This window comes from Paenibacillus cookii (assembly GCF_018333375.1).
GTDB classification, from domain to species: domain Bacteria; phylum Bacillota; class Bacilli; order Paenibacillales; family Paenibacillaceae; genus Paenibacillus_AQ; species Paenibacillus_AQ cookii.
This window is the reverse complement of sequence record NZ_BORW01000009.1, coordinates 47,363-63,975: the sequence shown is the minus strand read 5'-3', so window position 1 is coordinate 63,975 and position 16,613 is coordinate 47,363. Positions and strand designations below refer to the sequence as shown.

The following is a 16,613-nucleotide window of genomic DNA, read 5'->3' as shown; positions in this document are numbered from 1 at the left end:
TTTCGCGAACATTCGGATTAAACCAGCACCTTGCGGAACTCTTGGGTAAGCAGCGGCACGACCTCGAACAGATCGCCGACGATGCCGTAATCCGCGATCTTGAAGATCGGCGCCTCCGGATCTTTGTTGATCGCGATGATGATCCGGGACTGGCTCATGCCGGCCAAATGCTGAATCGCGCCGCTGATGCCGCAGGCGATGTAGATCTCGGGCGTCACCACTTTGCCGGTCTGGCCGATTTGCATCGAATAGTCGCAGTATCCGGCATCGCACGCGGCACGGGAGGCGCCGACGGCGCCGTGCAATACCTCGGCCAGCTCTTCCAGCGGCTTGAAGCCTTCCGCGCTTTTGACGCCGCGGCCGCCGGAAACGACGATTTTGGCTTCGGTCAGATCGACTTTGCCCGAGGTTTTGCGGACGATGTCCTTGACGATGGAGCGGAGGGAGCCGGACGGTGCATAATCCAATTCGACGATTTCAGCGGGCGAGGACGCGGGCGCGGCCGGGCTGAAATTGTTCGGACGGATCGTAACGACCTGGGGACCGCCCGTAAATTGCCGCTGCTCGAAAGCTTTGCCTGCGTAAATCGGCCGGGTGAACAAGACGTCGTCGCCGTTTTTTTCGATGGCGGTCACGTCGGAGATTTGCCCTGCGCCCAGATGCGCCGCAATGGCGGGAGCCAGATCGCGTCCGAGCGCGGTATGCCCTAAAACGACCGCATCCGGCTTCGCGCGTTCAAAAACGGTCTTCATCACGTCCAGATAACTTTCCGGATTATAAATTTCAAGATCGGGATGATCGACGGAAAAGACATGACCTTCCACGTAGTTTGCCAGCTCCGACGCAAGCGTCGTGATTTGCGATCCGATGAGGACGGACGCGACGTCGTCCCCTTCCTGCTTGGCGGCGGATACGGCTTGAAGCGCTTCCAGCGAAACTTGGCGCAGGCTGCCCCCGCGAACCTCGGCTACCACGATATACGTTTTACCCATATCAGATTCCTCCTTTAACGGTTAAAACCATACTGCAACTGCTTATTGCCCCAATTGGGCAGTTTTTTTGCTAGCCAACAGCCTTAGATCAGCTTGGCTTCGGTGCGCAGCAGATTGACCAGTTCGGCCGCCTGCTGGGCGTAATCGCCTTGGAGAATCCGTCCGGCTTGGCGCTGCGGCGGCAGGGAAAGGGAGACGCGTTTCGTTTTTGCCGCCGCCTCGTCCGTGATCCCCAGCTCGGCAGGCGCGATATGATGGAATGGCTTCTTTTTGGCTTTCATGATGCCCGGCAGGGAAGGGTAACGGGGATCATTGAGCCCTTGCTGGGCCGTAAACACGGCGGGAAGAGCGACTTCCAGCGTTTCCGTGTCGCCTTCGGCATCGCGCTCCACGGCCGCCTTCTGCCCGTCGATGGCCAATTTGGTGACGGAGGAGGTATGCGGAAGGCCAAGCAGCTCCGCCAGCCGGACCGCGACCTGTCCGCCGCCGCTGTCGACCGAGAAGTTGCCTCCAAGTATCAGGTCCACAGACTGCTTTTCCAGGTAAGCCGCAAGGAGGCGGGAAACCGTATATTCATCCGACTCCAAGCCGTCGTTTCCGATCAATACCGCCTCGTCCGCTCCCATCGCCAGCGCCGTTCGCAGCGCCTCGGCCGTCCGTTCGGGTCCGACGCCGACCACGGTTACCGTTCCGCCGTGTTGATCCCTTTGCAGCAGCGCTTCCTCAACGGCATATTCGTCGTAAGGATTGATGACGTACTTCACGCCGTCGTCGGAAATTTCCCCATTTTGAATCACGATCCGTTCCTCCGTATCGAAGGTCTGTTTCAGCAGTACAAAGATATTCATGCGGCAAACTCCTCTCATTTTATATTGGCAGGCGCTAAACGCCGCCGAATGATTTTAGTCCTCTCAGAAAAAATTCAACCGTCTTGTCGACCTGGGCGGAGAGGGAGTATTTCCGTCCCGAGATCAGCCAGGAGGTGACGACTTCGTCCATGGCGCCGAAGATCAGCAGCCGGGTCAGCTTCGCGTCGAGGTCCTTGCGGAAAGCCCCCTCCGCCATGCCTCTTTCCACAATATGCTCGATGAGCTGAATATAGGGCTTGACGACAAGTCCGATGGCCTTGCGCAGCTCAAGGGAGCTTTGTCTCAGCTCGATTTGGGTGACATAGGCGAGGTTCACGTTATTTTCGAGTTCGTTAAAATGGATTTCGCACACCTTGCGCAGCGCGTCCTCCGCCGTAGTCGATTCCTTGATGCTGCTGTGGAACATCGCGACCAGGTTGCCGAGGCGTTCCTGAAACAGGGAAATAAGGATATCTTCCTTGTTTTTAAAATATAGATATATCGTACCGTCCGCGACACCAGCCTCCTTTGCGATCTTGGAAATTTGGGAGCCGTGAAAACCGTTCTCCGCAATGACCTTTAAAGCCGCATCCAAAATTAACTCATATTTTTCCAATTTTCTACTTGTCATCAGGCCACCCCAGTGATAGAATTCAATTAACTGAATGAATGCTCATTCATTTTTCTTAATCTTAATGGTAAAGGATGCCAGTTGTCAATCGTTTAAGACAAGATTTGTTGGAAAGGTTTTGCGGCGGGTTGGTTAAGGGAAGGCCTTCATTTACGGCGCAACCGTTGCTGCCATGTTTCGGCAATGTCGCATTTTGTAACCGCTATCTATAGTAAATAAGTTATTTAATGCCTTTTATATCAATAAAGGGAGGAACCGCGAATGATGTGGCAAATGGTCAATTTGATCTTGTTTCTCGCTGCGGCAGGTTACGGCATCTACCTCTTTTACAAAGCGGTATACCACCGGATCCTGTACGTGAAGCTCGGCAAGCCGTCCGACTTTCGCAAGCAGCGCGAAGGAAAATGGGGCGAATTCCTATCGCAGGTATTCGGGCAGAAGAAGCTGTTTAAAGACATGAAAAGCGGCATCATGCACGTCGTCGTCTTTTACGGCTTCATCATTCTTCAATTCGGCGCCCTGGATTTGATCGTCAAAGGTTTGACAGGCGGAGGCCATCTGCCGCTGCCGGCTTACGACGTATTCGGGCTGCTGCAGGAGATAACCGTCATCCTCATTTTGGCGGCCATCGGTTACGCGGCATACCGCCGGTACGGCGAGAAGCTGCCGCGACTGAAAAAAGGCTGGAAGCCGAGCATCGTCATCTTCTTTATTTTCTTCCTCATGTTGTCGGTCGTTTTTTCCCTGGGTTTCGAAAGAGTATGGCTCGAACAGGAGCCCTCGGGATACGCGCCCATTTCTTCGCTGCTGGCAGCGCTTTTCGGCGGACTATCCACGTCGGCTGCCCAAATCCTATTCTACGCATGCTGGTGGGCGCATCTGCTCATTTTGCTCGCATTCCTTGTTTATGTGCCGCAATCCAAACATTTTCATTTGATGTCCGCACCGGTCAACATCTATCTCGGCCGCTCCGAGCCGGTCGGCAAACTCAGCAAGCTCGATCTGGAAGACGAAGAAGCGGAAAGCTTCGGCGTCGGCAAAATCGAAGATTTCACGCAAAAGCAGATGATCGACTTTTACGCTTGCGTTGAATGCGGCCGCTGCACGAGCGTCTGCCCGGCATCCAATACCGGCAAAGCGCTGTCCCCGATGCATCTGATCGTCAAGCTGCGCGACCATTTAACGGAAAAAGGGACCGCCGTTACCGGAAAATCGCCTTACGTGCCGGAATTCGCTTTTTCGAACATCGGTGCCCACGCGTTGTCTGCCTCTTGCGGGGAACCCGAGTTTGACGGCGTCGAGATCACGGATATCCGTCCGACCCTGGCCTGGCAAAAATCGACTTGGACGCATCAAGCCAAAGATCCGAAGGACTTGAACCTGATCGGCGACGTCATGACGGAAGAAGAAATCTGGTCGTGCACGACGTGCCGCAACTGCGAAGACCAATGCCCCGTCGGCAACGAGCATGTGGACAAAATCATCGATTTGCGCAGACATCTGGTGCTCATGGAAGGCAGCATGCCGACCGAAGGCCAACGCGCGCTGCAGAATATCGAGAGGCAAAGCAATCCGTGGGGGCTCAATCGCAACGACCGCGCCAACTGGAGCGGGGAAGTGGAAGGCATAAAGGTGCCGACCGTCAAGGATAACCCCGGTTTCGAATATTTGTTTTTCGTCGGTTCCATGGGGTCTTATGATCTCCGCAGCCGAAAAGTGTCCAGAGCTTTCGTCCGGCTGCTGAATGAAGCGGGCGTCAATTACGCCATCCTCGGCAACGAGGAGAAAAATTCGGGCGACACGCCGCGCCGCATGGGCAATGAAATGCTTTTTCAGCAGCTTTGCATGGAAAATATCGCGACGTTCGAAAAATACGGCGTCCAAAAAATCGTGACCGCGTGCCCGCACACCTTCAACACCTTCAAAAACGAATACCCGGAATTCGGGCTGGAAGGCGTGGAGGTGCTTCACCATACGCAGCTTCTGGATCAATTGATCCGCCAAGGCAAGCTGAAGCCGAAACATGAGGTCAAGGAGCGCATCGTGTATCACGACTCCTGTTACCTCGGGCGCTACAACGACGTTTACGACCAGCCCCGCGACGTGCTCCGGGCGATTCCGGGCGTCGAGCTCGTCGAAATGAAGCGCACCCGCGAAAACGCGATGTGCTGCGGCGCCGGCGGCGGGATGATGTGGATGGAGGAGACCTCCGGCAAACGCGTCAACCTGGCGCGGACGGAGCAGGCGCTCGAAACGAACCCGGGCATCATCAGCAGCGCGTGCCCTTACTGCCTGACGATGATGGAGGACGGGACCAAAGCGAAGGAAGTCGAAGAGCGTGTGAAAGCGAAGGATGTCGCGGAAATATTGGAGCTTTCCGTATTCGGCGGCCATCCCGCTCACAATAAAGGACTAGAAATGGAGGCAAGCGCACAATGAACAAAGCCATTCGCAAAGCAGCCGTCATCGGCTCGGGAATCATGGGTTCCGGCATCGCGGCACATCTGGCCAACGTCGGCATCCCGTGCTTATTGCTGGATATCGTTCCGCGGCAGTTGACCGAAGAAGAGGCGGCCAGAGGATTGACCCTGGAACATCCGTCGGTACGAAACCGGCTGGCGGCTTCGGCGATCGCGAAGCTGGCCAAGACGAAGCCGGCTCCCCTTTACGACCCTGCGTTCGCCGAACGCATCACGCCTGGCAACCTGGACGACCATCTGTCCCGGCTTGCCGAGGTCGATTGGATCATCGAGGTCGTGGTCGAAAATCTGGAAGTGAAAAAGGGATTGCTTGAAAAAATCGAAAGCGTGTGGAAGCCGGGCATCATCGTCAGCTCCAATACTTCCGGCATCTCGATCAACGCAATGGCGGCGGACCGGAACGAAGCGTTCAAAAAGCATTTTATGGGAACGCACTTCTTCAACCCGCCAAGATACATGAAGCTGCTGGAAATCATCCCCGGCGAGCAAACGGATCCGGCGCTTGTGGACTTTATGAAGGGATTTTGCGAAAAGGCGCTCGGCAAAGGCGTCGTGCTCGCCAAAGATACGCCGAACTTTATCGCCAACCGCATCGGAACTTATGGACTGCTCGTGACGCTGAGGGAAATGACCGACAACGGTTTTACCGTGGAAGAGGTCGATGCCGTCACCGGCCCGGCGATGGGACGTCCGAAGAGCGCTACCTTCCGCACGCTGGATCTGGTCGGTCTGGACACTTTCGTGCATGTCGCGAACAACGTCTATGACAACGTGACGGACGAAAAGGAAAAAGAAATCTTTGGCGTCCCCGCCGTCATGAAGAGCCTGGTCGAAAAGGGCTGGCTCGGCGAAAAATCCGGGCAGGGCTTTTATTTGAAGAAAAAAGGGGCCGGCGGCAGCGAAATTCTCGCCCTGGATCTGAAGACGATGGAATACGCTCCGCAGACGAAACCGAAAGGAGCCTCGCTGGAAGCCGCCAAGCTCGCGAAGGGCGCCAAGGAGAAGACCAAAGCGCTGCTGTCGGCCAAAGACCGCTATTCCGATCTGGCCTGGAACATTCTGAAGCAAGTGCTGGTTTATTCCGCGGAAAAGGTCGGCGAAATCGCGGACTCCGTGCAGGAAATCGACGACGCGATGAAATGGGGATTTTCATGGGAGCTCGGACCGTTCGAAACCTGGGATGCGATCGGACTCGTCCGGTCGGTGGAACGGATGGAGGCGGAAGGCGTTTCCGTTCCGGCCTGGGTGAAGGAGTGGATCGCGGCGGGGCACACCTCTTTTTATAAGCAGGAGGAAGGAAAGCTGTATTCCGTCCACATCGGCTCCTCCCGGTATGAAGAAATCGAGTTTGCGCCCGAAATCATCAACCTGCGCCGGTTGAAAGAGCAAAACAAGGTGATCAAAGCCAACAGCGGCGCCAGCCTGATCGATATCGGAGACGACGTGGCCTGCCTCGAATTCCATTCGCCGAACAATGCCATCGGCGAGGACATTCTAAGCATGATCACCCAAAGCCTTGAAGAGGTTCGCAACAACTACAAGGGCATGGTCATCGCCAACCAAGGCCGCAATTTCTGCGTCGGCGCGAACATCATGCTCCTCTTGATGGAAGCCCAGGACGAAGAATGGGATGAAATCAACGACATTATTCATCTATTCCAAAACACGATGTACAAAGTCAAACGCTTCGAAAAACCGGTCGTGGCCGCTCCGCACCGGATGTGCCTGGGCGGCGGCGTCGAAGCCTGCATGCCGGCCGACCAGGTGGTGGCTTCCGCCGAAACCTATTACGGACTCGTGGAAGTCGGCGTCGGCCTGATCCCTGCGGGAGGCGGATGCAAGGAGCTTGCGTTGCGCGCCAGCCAACATGCCGGCGTCGAAGGCGTCGATGTGCAGCCGTTCATCAATCACGCGTTCCAGACGGTCGGCATGGCCACCGTGTCCAGCAGCGGGCATGATGCGAAAAGGCTCGGTTATTTGCGCCCGACCGACCGGATCGTCGTCAATCAGGACTTTGCGATCTACGAAGCGAAGCAATCGGTGCTCGGACTTGCGAATACGGACTATAAGCCGATACCGGAAGAAAAAATCCGCGTCGTCGGTTCGGAAGGCAAGGCGGTGCTGCAGCTCGGAGCGATCGAGATGAAACGCGGCGGATATATCAGCGACCACGATCTGTTGATCGCCAAAAAGCTGGCCCATGTGCTGGCTGGCGGCGACGTTCCGGCCGGTTCGCTCGTCACCGAGCAGTACATGCTCGACCTGGAGCGCGAAGCGTTCCTCAGCCTGTGCGGCGAACCGAAAACCCAGCAGCGGATGCACCACATGCTGACCAAAGGCAAAGCGCTGCGCAACTAACATCCCAGGGGAGGGTGAATCCAAATGAAAGAAGCAGTAATCGTATCGATGGCCCGCACCGCCGTCGGAAAAGCCAAAAAAGGCAGCCTGGCCCAGACCCGGGCGGATGATCTCGGGAAAGCCGTGTTGGAAGCGGTCGTTGACCGCGCGCCGGGGCTGCTTAAGGAAGACGTCGAGGACATCATTATCGGCTGCGCCATGCCGGAAGGAGAACAGGGCTTGAATTTTGCCCGCATCATGTCGCTTTATGCCGGTTTTCCGGTGACGGTGCCTGCCCTGACCATTAACCGTTTCTGCTCCTCGGGGCTGCAGGCGATCGCTTTTGCGGCGGAGCGGATTATGCTCGGGTCTGCGGATGCGCTGATCGCGGGCGGCGTAGAAAGCATGAGCCATGTGCCGATGACGGGATTCAAATTGTCGCCGAATCCGAAGCTGGTGGCCGACATGCCGGAAGTGTACATGGGGATGGGGCATACCGCCGAGGAAGTGGCCGAACGGTTCGGAATTTCCCGCGAAGATCAGGATCGCTTTGCCGCCAGGTCGCATGCAAAGGCAGCCAAGGCAATCGCGGAAGGTAAATTCAAGGATGAAATCATCCCGATTCCGGTTGAGCTGAAACACGTCGATGAGAAAGGAAAAGTCCAGACCCGTTCCTTTACGTTCGACACGGATGAAGGCGTGCGTCCCGACACGACCCCCGAAGTTCTTGGCAAACTCAAGCCTTCGTTTAAATTGAACGGCACCGTCACCGCGGGCAATGCTTCGCAAACAAGCGACGGGGCCGCCGCCGTCGTCGTCATGAGCCGGGAGAAAGCGGACGCGCTGGGACTCAAACCGCTGGCGACTTTCCGCTCCTTTGCCCTCAGCGGCGTCGAGCCGGAAATCATGGGCGTCGGCCCGGTCAAAGCGATCCCGAAGGCGCTCCGCATGGCAGGCATTATGCAAGACGACGTCAAACTCTTTGAAATCAATGAAGCTTTTGCTTCCCAATGCGTGCACATTATCCGCGAGCTGGGCATCGACGAGGAGAAGGTGAACGTCAACGGCGGCGCCATCGCGCTGGGCCACCCGCTCGGGTGCACCGGGACGAAGCTGACGACGACGCTGATCAGCGAGCTTCGCCGCAGGGGCGGGGGATACGGCGTCGTCTCGATGTGTATCGGCGGCGGCATGGGCGCCGCAGGCGTTTTTGAAGTCCATCCCGAATAATGATGATAAAGGAGAGGAAAGCGCATGAGCACGACGATGAATAAAGTGGTTGGCGGCAGTTTTATCATTGAAGATACCGATTTCAACCAAGTCGTTACCCCGGAGGATTTTACCGAAGAGCATCGCATGATTGCGCAGACGACGGCCGATTTCGTGGAAGGCGAGATCATTCCCCGCGACGAGGAAATCGAAAAGCTCAATTATGAGCTGACGGTGGAAAAAATGCGGGTGGCCGGCGAGCTCGGCCTTTTGGGCGCGGATGTGCCCGAAGCTTACGGGGGACTCGGCCTGGATAAGGTCAGCTCGACCCTGATCAACGAAAAGCTGACGAAAGCCTCTGCCTTTGCCCTTTCGATCGGCGCCCACGTCGGCATCGGCACGCTGCCGATCGTCTACTTCGGCACGGAGGAGCAAAAGCAAAAATATTTGCCGCTTCTCGCCACGGGCGAAAAGATTGCCGCTTACTGCCTGACGGAACCGTCTTCCGGTTCGGACGCGCTCGGAGCCAAGACGACTGCCACATTATCGGAGGACGGCGAATATTATGTATTGAACGGCACGAAGCAGTTTATTACGAATGCCGGATTTGCGGACATCTTTATCGTCTACGCCAAAGTGGACGGCAAGGATTTCAGCACGTTCATCGTCGAACGCACGATGGAAGGCGTCAGCATCGGCCCCGAAGAGAAAAAGATGGGGATCAAAGGCTCTTCGACCTGCCAGCTCATTTTGGAGGATGTGAAGGTCCCTGCCGAAAACCTGCTCTGGGAAGTCGGCAAAGGCCATCTGATCGCATTCAACATTTTGAACATCGGACGTTTCAAACTGGCTGCAGGGTGCGTCGGCGCAGCGAAAGACACGATCGAACTCGCCGCCGAATATGCCAATGAACGGACGCAGTTCGGACGCAAAATTTCCTCTTTCCCGCTGATCGGCAAAAAACTCGCCGACATGAACACCAAAGCTTTTGTCCTCGAAAGCATGGTTTACCGGACGGCAGGTTTGTTCGACGTGGGTTTGGCCGAAGTGGACCACGCAAGCCCGGAGGTCGGTTATCAATCCGCCAAGGCCATTGCCGAATACCAGCTGGAATGCTCCATCAACAAAGTATTCGGATCCGAAGTGCTTGATTTTATCGTCGATGAAGGCGTGCAAATCCACGGCGGCTACGGTTTTACCCAAGAATACCGGGTGGAGCGCAACTATCGCGATTCGCGCATTAACCGAATTTTCGAAGGCACCAACGAAATCAACCGTCTGCTCATCCCCGGCGCATTGGTGAAAAAAGCGATGAAAGGCCAGCTGCCGCTCATGCAAAAAGCGATGGCGCTGCAAAACGAGCTGATGGAACCGATCCCGAACCAGATTTTTGACGGCACGCTCGAACAGGAAGCCCATTTGCTGAAAATGTCGAAAATGATCTTCCTGATGTGCGGCGCGCAAGCCGTTCAAAAATATCAATTGAAGCTGGAGGAACAGCAGGAAATTTTGAGCAACCTGGCGGATATCATGATTTCGGTGTTTGCGATGGAAAGCGCGCTGCTGCGCACCGAGAAGATGATCGATCGTTCGGGCGAGGACAAAGCGCAGCTGGCGATCCGGATGACGACCGTCTTCATCCACGACGAATTTGCGAAAATCGAGCAATGGGCGAAAGAGGTGCTCGCGGCGATGGAATCCGGAGACACGCTGCGCACGCAGCTGTCCGTGCTGAAGAAACTGGTTCGCAAGTCGCCGATCGATTCGATCGGCATCAAACGCGAAATCGCCGAACGGGTGATCGGCGCCGGATCCTACGTGTTGTGAATGGATGAGAAGAGAATAATCCTTCTCGGCATAAGCATCCCGTGCTCGCAAAAATCAGCTGAACCGGTCTGTCTGCAGCGAGAGCACAGCGGTCAACGTTTTTTCTTAATACGAATTTCGCGTTGTCTGATTATGGCAAAACCTCAATTACGTGAGATGGGGTGACCTGGATGACAAATAATCCATGGTTGGATCAATATCCTGAAGAGGTCCCGCACAGTTACGATTATCCGAAACAAAACCTTGCCAAGTTTTTGGTCGATTCAGCCGCAACCTATCCCCAGCAAATCGCTCTTGATTTTCTAGGGAAGAAAATGACTTATGCAAGCTTGCTTCAATCGGTTTACCGGTTTGCGAACGCCCTGCAGCGCCTGGGCGTTCGCAAAGGGGACCGGATCGCGATTATGCTGCCCAACTGCCCGCAGGGAGTGATTGCCTATTACGGCACACTCCTTGTCGGCGGTATTTCGGTCATGACGAATCCGCTGTATGTCCCGCGCGAAATTGAGCATCAGCTGACGGATTCCGGCGCCAACATCATCGTCACGATGGATGCGCTGGTCGAGCGCGTCCATAAAGCGATGGAGCGCAAACCGCTGCAATATACCATCGTAACTTCGATGAAGGACTACCTGCCTTTTCCGAAAAACGTGCTGTATCCCATCAAGGCGAAAAAAGACGGCATGGCTGCCAACGTCGAATACAACGAGCACATTTTATCGTTCGTTTCGCTTTTGAAAAACTCGGTTGAAACGCCGGTAGAAGTTCCCGTCGATCCGGAGCATGACCTGGCTTTGATTCAATATACCGGGGGAACGACCGGATTTGCCAAAGGCGTCATGCTGACGCATATGAACCTCGTATCCAATACGATCCAGGCGCAGCTGTGGTCATACCGCACCCAAATGGCCCAGGAAAAATACCTTGCCGCGCTGCCTTTTTTTCATGTCTTCGGCTTGACCGTGCTGCTTAACCAAGCCATGTATATTGCCGGTACGCTGATCTTAATCCCGCGTTTTCAAGTCGATGACGTCCTGAAGACGATCCACAAGAAAAAACCGACCATTTTCCCGGGGGCGCCGACGATGTATATCGCGGTAATCCATCATCCCGAGGTCGGCCGGTTCGATCTTTCATCGATCCAAATTTGCGTCAGCGGAGCCGCACCTTTGCCGCTTGAAGTGCAGGAGCGGTTCGAGCGGATTACCGGCGGCAAACTGATCGAAGGTTACGGTCTGACCGAGGCTTCCCCGGTCACGCATGCCAACAACATTTGGGAAAAACGGAAGAACGGCTCCATCGGCATTCCTTTCCCGGATACGCTGGCGAAGATCGTACATCCCGAGACGGGCGAAGAGATGCCGGTCGGCGAAATCGGCGAGCTAGTGGTCAAAGGTCCCCAGGTCATGAAAGGCTACTGGAACCGGCCGGAGGAGACCGAACGCACGCTGCGCGACGGATGGCTGTATACCGGCGATTTGGCGCGCATGGATGAAGAAGGTTTCTTTTATATTCTCGACCGGCGCAAAGACATGATCATCGCTGGCGGATACAACATTTATCCCCGCGAGGTGGAGGAAGTGCTGTTTGAGCATCCCGACGTGGAGGAGGCCGTCGTCGCCGGCGTGAAAGACCCGTACCGGGGCGAAAATGTAAAGGCTTACATCGTGTTGCGCAAAGGTTCGAACGTGACGGAAGAGGAGCTGAAAAGCTGGTGCAAGGAACGTCTTGCGGTCTATAAAGTTCCGAAAATCTATGAATTCCGCGACTCCCTGCCCAAGACGCTGGTGGGCAAAGTGCTTCGCCGCAAGCTGATTGAAGAGGAAAACGAAAAACTCGTCAACCAATCCCGGGTGGACTTGTAACTTTGTAAGAAAGATCCAAAAGGACTTAACCGCCAAAGAGGCCCCAAATTTGAACAGCAAGGGAGGTATGGCACATGGAGCATGCATCCGGCGGTAAACTTCCCGATCTGGAACGTATGGAGCGTGCGGCAAAAGATACGTTCTGGGATTTTATCGGCTGCAAAATCGTTGACGTGAGCGAAAAGAAAGTTGTCGTGGCCTTCGAGATCGAGCCGCATCACCTGAACCTGATCGGGATTTTGCATGGAGGGATGCACGCATCGGCCATCGATTCCGCCATGGGAATCATCGTGATGCTTGCACGGCCGGAAGCAAACGTCGTCACCGTCGGTTTGAACATGAACTATGTCGCGCCGACGTCCGAAGGACGGGTGCTTGTCACGGCGGAATTGATCCACAGCTCGCGCAAACTGATCACCGCTCAAGCGTTCGCGCGCAAAGAAAACGGCGATCTGCTTGCCTTCGGCACGGGAACCTTTCGGGTGCTCGAAAAACCGATTTCTGCGAACCATTGAAAGTGAGGAGGCATCGTATGGCTATAAGAGAGGAGCTGCGGTCACTCGCGGACCGGATGAATGCAAAGCCGGAGCCGATCTCATCGCTTTACGCGGTGTATCAGTTCAACATTGGCGACGCCGCCCCGATCCAGGTCGCATTCGACAACGCTAAAGTAAAGGTGCTGGACGAGGCGACGGAATCGGCGGATTGCACATTGACGCTATCGGAGAAAAATTTCCGGAAATTGCTGGCGGACGATTTGAATGCAACGATGGCGTTCATGACCGGCTCGCTGAAGATTGACGGCAAGCTGGGATTGGCGTTGAAGCTCCAGGAGGTACTGAAACAGTATTAACGATGGCCATCAAAACAAGCCCAATTTCTTGAGGTTTTCTCAGAAAATTGGGCTTTTATCGTTGTCGAATTATTATTCATGGCATTAATCATTAATGCGATAAATATCGACAATATCATATAAATAACGACATGAATTAATAAATTTCGACCGCATTGGACGGCAGCGTGCGGACGCGTTCCAAATAGGCGGTCACGAGCCGATCGTCCCGTTCAGGATATTCGAATCCAAAATGGTCGGATACGAAAAGCGCGCTATCGCGGAACAACCGGCACATCGTAAACAGCGCGTTCCAGGTTTCTTCTTTATTTCCGCAGGCATATGTAGACATCAGTTCGTCCCAGCTTTGTTTGGCCATGTATTTTTCGAGATATTTGCCGTTTTTCCCGATGCTGATTAAGAAATCCGTCCGGATTCCGGCCTGCCATTCGAGCATTTTCATCAGCATCGGTCGAACCACTTGATGCAAATGGTCCTGGGCATACAGCATTTCTTGTCTCCACAGCCCTTTGGCGACATAAGTGGATACCCACCAAAACTCGTTGCAGCAGTCGGCGAAAAACTCGCGCGACGGCGGCTTTACCCGGTAATCTTCATCGCTAGGCGGCGGAAGCTGCGGCAAAGAACGGTCTTTGTCGAGCAAAACAACGGTCAGTTTATCCTCCTGAAGATATTTTTCCTGTTCATGGGTGGGAACCAGGGTGAGATCAATGCGGTTCCCATCCTGAAAAAGCATCAAATAAGAGAACCTTCCGCCGAGCCCCGGCGGAAACATGGCCATCTTTTCCGGCGTTTGCATGATGATCCGCTCCCCGAACACATCCACCCATCCGGGATTGCGAACAAAGGAATCCAGTTCGGTGACGAGATACACGATGTCGTAATCCTGGAACGGATCGGCCGGAGCATTCGGATTGGTGCGCGAACCGTTCATGCAAACGGCACGAACCCGTTCATCCTGATTGGCGACATGCAAAATGATATCCATCATCTGTTCGGTCGTACGCATCTTATTTTCCTTTCCGGGTCAGTTGGGCCAGCACGTCCCACTGCTCCTCCGTCACTTGTCGAAGATCGTTGAACTGTCCGGCTCCCTGCAGCCATTCCCCGCCATCGATCGTGATCACTTCCCCGTTGATATACCCGGCATAATCGGATATCAGGAACGCGGCCAGATTCGCGAGTTCTTCCGGATTTCCCACTCGCCCTAGAGGGACCCGGTCCAGCATTTTCGCTTCCAGCTCAGGCGTAGGGGAAAGCCGCGACCATGCCCCTTCCGTCGGAAAAGGTCCCGGAGCGATTGCGACCTGCCTGATGCCGTATTTGGCCCATTCGACGGCCAAAGAGCGGGTGATGGCCAGCACGCCGGCTTTGGCGGCCGCGGAAGGCACGACATAGCCTGAACCGCTCGTAGCATACGTCGTAACGATGTTCAGCATGGTGCCCGCACGGTTGCTCTCAATCCAGCGTTTTCCTGCTTCAAGCGTCGCATAGAAGGTACCGTGAAGCACGATGCCCAGCACCGCGTCGACGGCACGCGGAGACAGGCGCTCCGTCGGGCTGATGAAATTGCCGGCAGCGTTATTGACAAGGACGTCCAGACCTCCGAAGCGTTCCTCTACGGCATCCATCAATGCGCTGATTTGGGCGGGATCCCGAACATCGCAGGACTTGTAAAAAACATCAAACCCGTTAGCGGTCAGCTCGGCAGCCGTTTTCTTCAACACCTCTTCCCGGCGGCCGGCGATCGCCAGCCTGGCTCCGAGCCTTGCAAACTTTTCGCCCATGGCGCGGCCAAGCCCGGTTCCGCCCCCTGTAACCAACACGACTTTCCCCTTCAGCAAATCACTCGAAAACGGTTCCATACCTAAGTCCTCCTTTATCGTCAATAGAAAATGCAAAATATGATCGCAAACGCAGTCAGCGCCCGGCCATGGCCGGAAAATGACGGCTATTCAAGCAGGGAGCAGGAAAGTAAAATAGGGGCAAGCATGAAATATCTTCCTTTTACCTTGCTTACTATCATTGTACTTCATGCCAATTCACTTCGAAAGGAATGAATCGATGTCCGGTCTACGAAATAAATGGGGAATATTGCAGGTCGTGAATATGGGAACCTTGATATCGACCCTCGATGTAGGCATCGTGAACGTATCGCTGCCGTTGATGGCGCGGCAATTCTCGGTAACGCTTGCGCAGATCCAATGGGTGGCGACGGCATATCTGCTCACCATGGTCGTATTGCTTCCCTTCTTTGGGAAAATGTCGGACCGCATGGAACGAAGGAAGGTATATAGTTACGGGTTCCTGATATTCGGGGTTGGATCGTTATGCATCGCGGTGTCCCATAGTTTTATGCTTCTTTTGCTTTCCAGATGCCTTCAAGGGGTCGGCGCCACCATGATCATGGCCAACAGCCAAGCGATGGTAAGGCATGCGTTTCCCGACCATGAACGGGGGAGGGCGCTCGGATACAATGCCATCGTGATCTCCGCGGGAACGTTGGCCGGACCCGCCCTCGGCGGACTGCTGCTGGAAGTGGTGGACTGGACATGGCTGTTTTGGATCAACGTGCCGATTTCGGCCGCGGCGTGCTGGCTCGGTTTTCGCTGGTTTCCCCGCGGCGGGGACGCCGCCGGCAAAAGCCCGTTCGACTACGTTGGAACCTTTCTGCTAGGAGGCGGGTTTTGCTTGCTCATGCTGGCGGCCGAAGGCGCCAAGGATGGCGCTGACGCCTTGAATATATGGCTGGAGGTAGCACTCGGCATTCTTCTGTTATGCGCCCTTGTCGTCCAAGCGCAAAAAATCGACTACGGCATCATTGATCGTGAATTGTTCAGGCACAGGAAGGTATGGCTGGGGAATACGTCTTCGTTCATCATAAACTTGGCGCAAACGGCGACGCTCATCCCGGTTACGTTTTATTTGCAAAGCGAGATCGGCTTCTCTGCTTCGGCCACCGGCGCGCTTTTGATGCTGCAACCGCTTGTCATGGGTATCGTGGCTCCTTTCGCCGGCTGGTTCAGGGACCGTTACGGCGGAAGTTTTCCGATCCTTGCCGGAGCGGCGTTATGTTCCGCATCCATGTTATCCGTCATGTTCTTGCCGACGGTTCCGGCATGGAGCATTGGTCTCCATTTAGCCGTTTTCGGCATTGGTACGGGATTGTTCCATGCCACGAACAACGCCGAAGTCATGAGCGCGGCACCGGCCGAAAAAAGCAGCCTCGCCGGCAGCCTGCTGGCGCTTGTCCGCTATCTCGGCCAAATCGTCGGCATCGGACTGGCTACGGTGTTTGTAGGCACCATGGGAAGTCTCGCACAGATTCACGAGAGCCATGGGGTTTCCATCCGGATCCTGTTCGGGATCTGCTGCGCGTTATGCCTGGCCGTAGCCATTGCCGGACGGTATCTCCCGAAGGAAAAACCGAACAGCCCGAACTTGTCCGCCTCATGAGCGATCCTGCGTAAAGGAATGCGGAGCCAACAATGTGAAAGAAGCTGCGCTTCTCAGCCCAAGTTACTGAGAACACGCAGCTTCTTCCTTATTTTCATCGAACCGCAAAACTTCC

Annotated in this window: 13 protein-coding genes; 8 read left to right on the top strand and 5 right to left on the bottom strand. The window is 55.1% G+C overall.

The annotated features are described in order from the left end of the window. Positions 1-17: 17 nt before the first annotated feature. The 3 genes from KI367_RS10995 to fadR form a co-directional block, all read right to left on the bottom strand. Positions 18-992, bottom strand: coding sequence for an electron transfer flavoprotein subunit alpha/FixB family protein (locus KI367_RS10995; protein WP_212949613.1), 975 nt, complete (start codon positions 990-992; stop codon positions 18-20). 83 nt (positions 993-1,075) lie between these two features. Next, positions 1,076-1,840 carry an electron transfer flavoprotein subunit beta/FixA family protein gene (locus tag KI367_RS10990; RefSeq protein ID WP_212949611.1) on the bottom strand — a complete coding sequence of 255 codons (765 nt, stop codon included), beginning with the start codon at positions 1,838-1,840 and terminating at the stop codon, positions 1,076-1,078. Positions 1,841-1,874: 34 nt separating this feature from the next. Then, positions 1,875-2,471: a fatty acid metabolism transcriptional regulator FadR gene (gene fadR, locus KI367_RS10985; RefSeq protein ID WP_212949610.1), complete on the bottom strand. Its 597-nt coding sequence runs from the start codon at positions 2,469-2,471 to the stop codon at positions 1,875-1,877. Between the two features lie 261 nt (positions 2,472-2,732). Here fadR and KI367_RS10980 point away from each other — a divergent pair, with 261 nt between their 5' ends. The 7 genes from KI367_RS10980 to KI367_RS10950 all read left to right on the top strand — a co-directional run bounded on the left by KI367_RS10980 (position 2,733) and on the right by KI367_RS10950 (position 13,042). Continuing rightward, positions 2,733-4,910, top strand: coding sequence for a heterodisulfide reductase-related iron-sulfur binding cluster (locus KI367_RS10980; RefSeq protein WP_212949608.1), 2,178 nt, complete (start codon positions 2,733-2,735; stop codon positions 4,908-4,910). After that, entirely contained in the window at positions 4,907-7,309 is a 2,403-nt protein-coding gene (locus KI367_RS10975) for a 3-hydroxyacyl-CoA dehydrogenase/enoyl-CoA hydratase family protein (RefSeq protein WP_212949606.1), read from the top strand. Before KI367_RS10980 ends, KI367_RS10975 begins: the two co-directional genes overlap by 4 nt. Before the next feature lie 24 nt (positions 7,310-7,333). After that, entirely contained in the window at positions 7,334-8,518 is a 1,185-nt protein-coding gene (locus KI367_RS10970) for an acetyl-CoA C-acetyltransferase (RefSeq protein ID WP_212949605.1), read from the top strand. Positions 8,519-8,542: 24 nt separating this feature from the next. Further along, entirely contained in the window at positions 8,543-10,324 is a 1,782-nt protein-coding gene (locus tag KI367_RS10965) for an acyl-CoA dehydrogenase FadE (protein ID WP_212949603.1), read from the top strand. Positions 10,325-10,494: 170 nt separating this feature from the next. Next, entirely contained in the window at positions 10,495-12,189 is a 1,695-nt protein-coding gene (locus KI367_RS10960; RefSeq protein ID WP_212949601.1) for an AMP-binding protein, read from the top strand. A gap of 74 nt (positions 12,190-12,263) precedes the next feature. After that, the gene (locus KI367_RS10955) at positions 12,264-12,704 is read left to right on the top strand and encodes a PaaI family thioesterase (RefSeq protein WP_036709721.1); all 441 of its coding nucleotides are present in this window, start codon (positions 12,264-12,266) and stop codon (positions 12,702-12,704) included. A 17-nt stretch (positions 12,705-12,721) separates the two neighbouring features. After that, positions 12,722-13,042: an SCP2 sterol-binding domain-containing protein gene (locus KI367_RS10950; protein ID WP_036709718.1), complete on the top strand. Its 321-nt coding sequence runs from the start codon at positions 12,722-12,724 to the stop codon at positions 13,040-13,042. A gap of 136 nt (positions 13,043-13,178) precedes the next feature. Here the strand turns inward: KI367_RS10950 and KI367_RS10945 are convergent, their stop codons facing one another. Then, positions 13,179-14,051: an aminoglycoside 6-adenylyltransferase gene (locus KI367_RS10945; protein ID WP_212949599.1), complete on the bottom strand. Its 873-nt coding sequence runs from the start codon at positions 14,049-14,051 to the stop codon at positions 13,179-13,181. Between the two features lies 1 nt (position 14,052). Beyond that, a complete protein-coding gene (locus KI367_RS10940) occupies positions 14,053-14,907 on the bottom strand; it encodes an SDR family oxidoreductase (protein ID WP_212949597.1) in 855 nt (284 codons plus the stop codon). A gap of 169 nt (positions 14,908-15,076) precedes the next feature. On the opposite strand from KI367_RS10940, the gene KI367_RS10935 reads away from it, so the two are divergent. Next, positions 15,077-16,498 (top strand): MFS transporter, encoded by a 1,422-nt coding sequence (locus tag KI367_RS10935; protein ID WP_306433232.1) that lies wholly within the window; start codon positions 15,077-15,079, stop codon positions 16,496-16,498. The last annotated feature ends 115 nt before the right edge of the window (positions 16,499-16,613 follow it).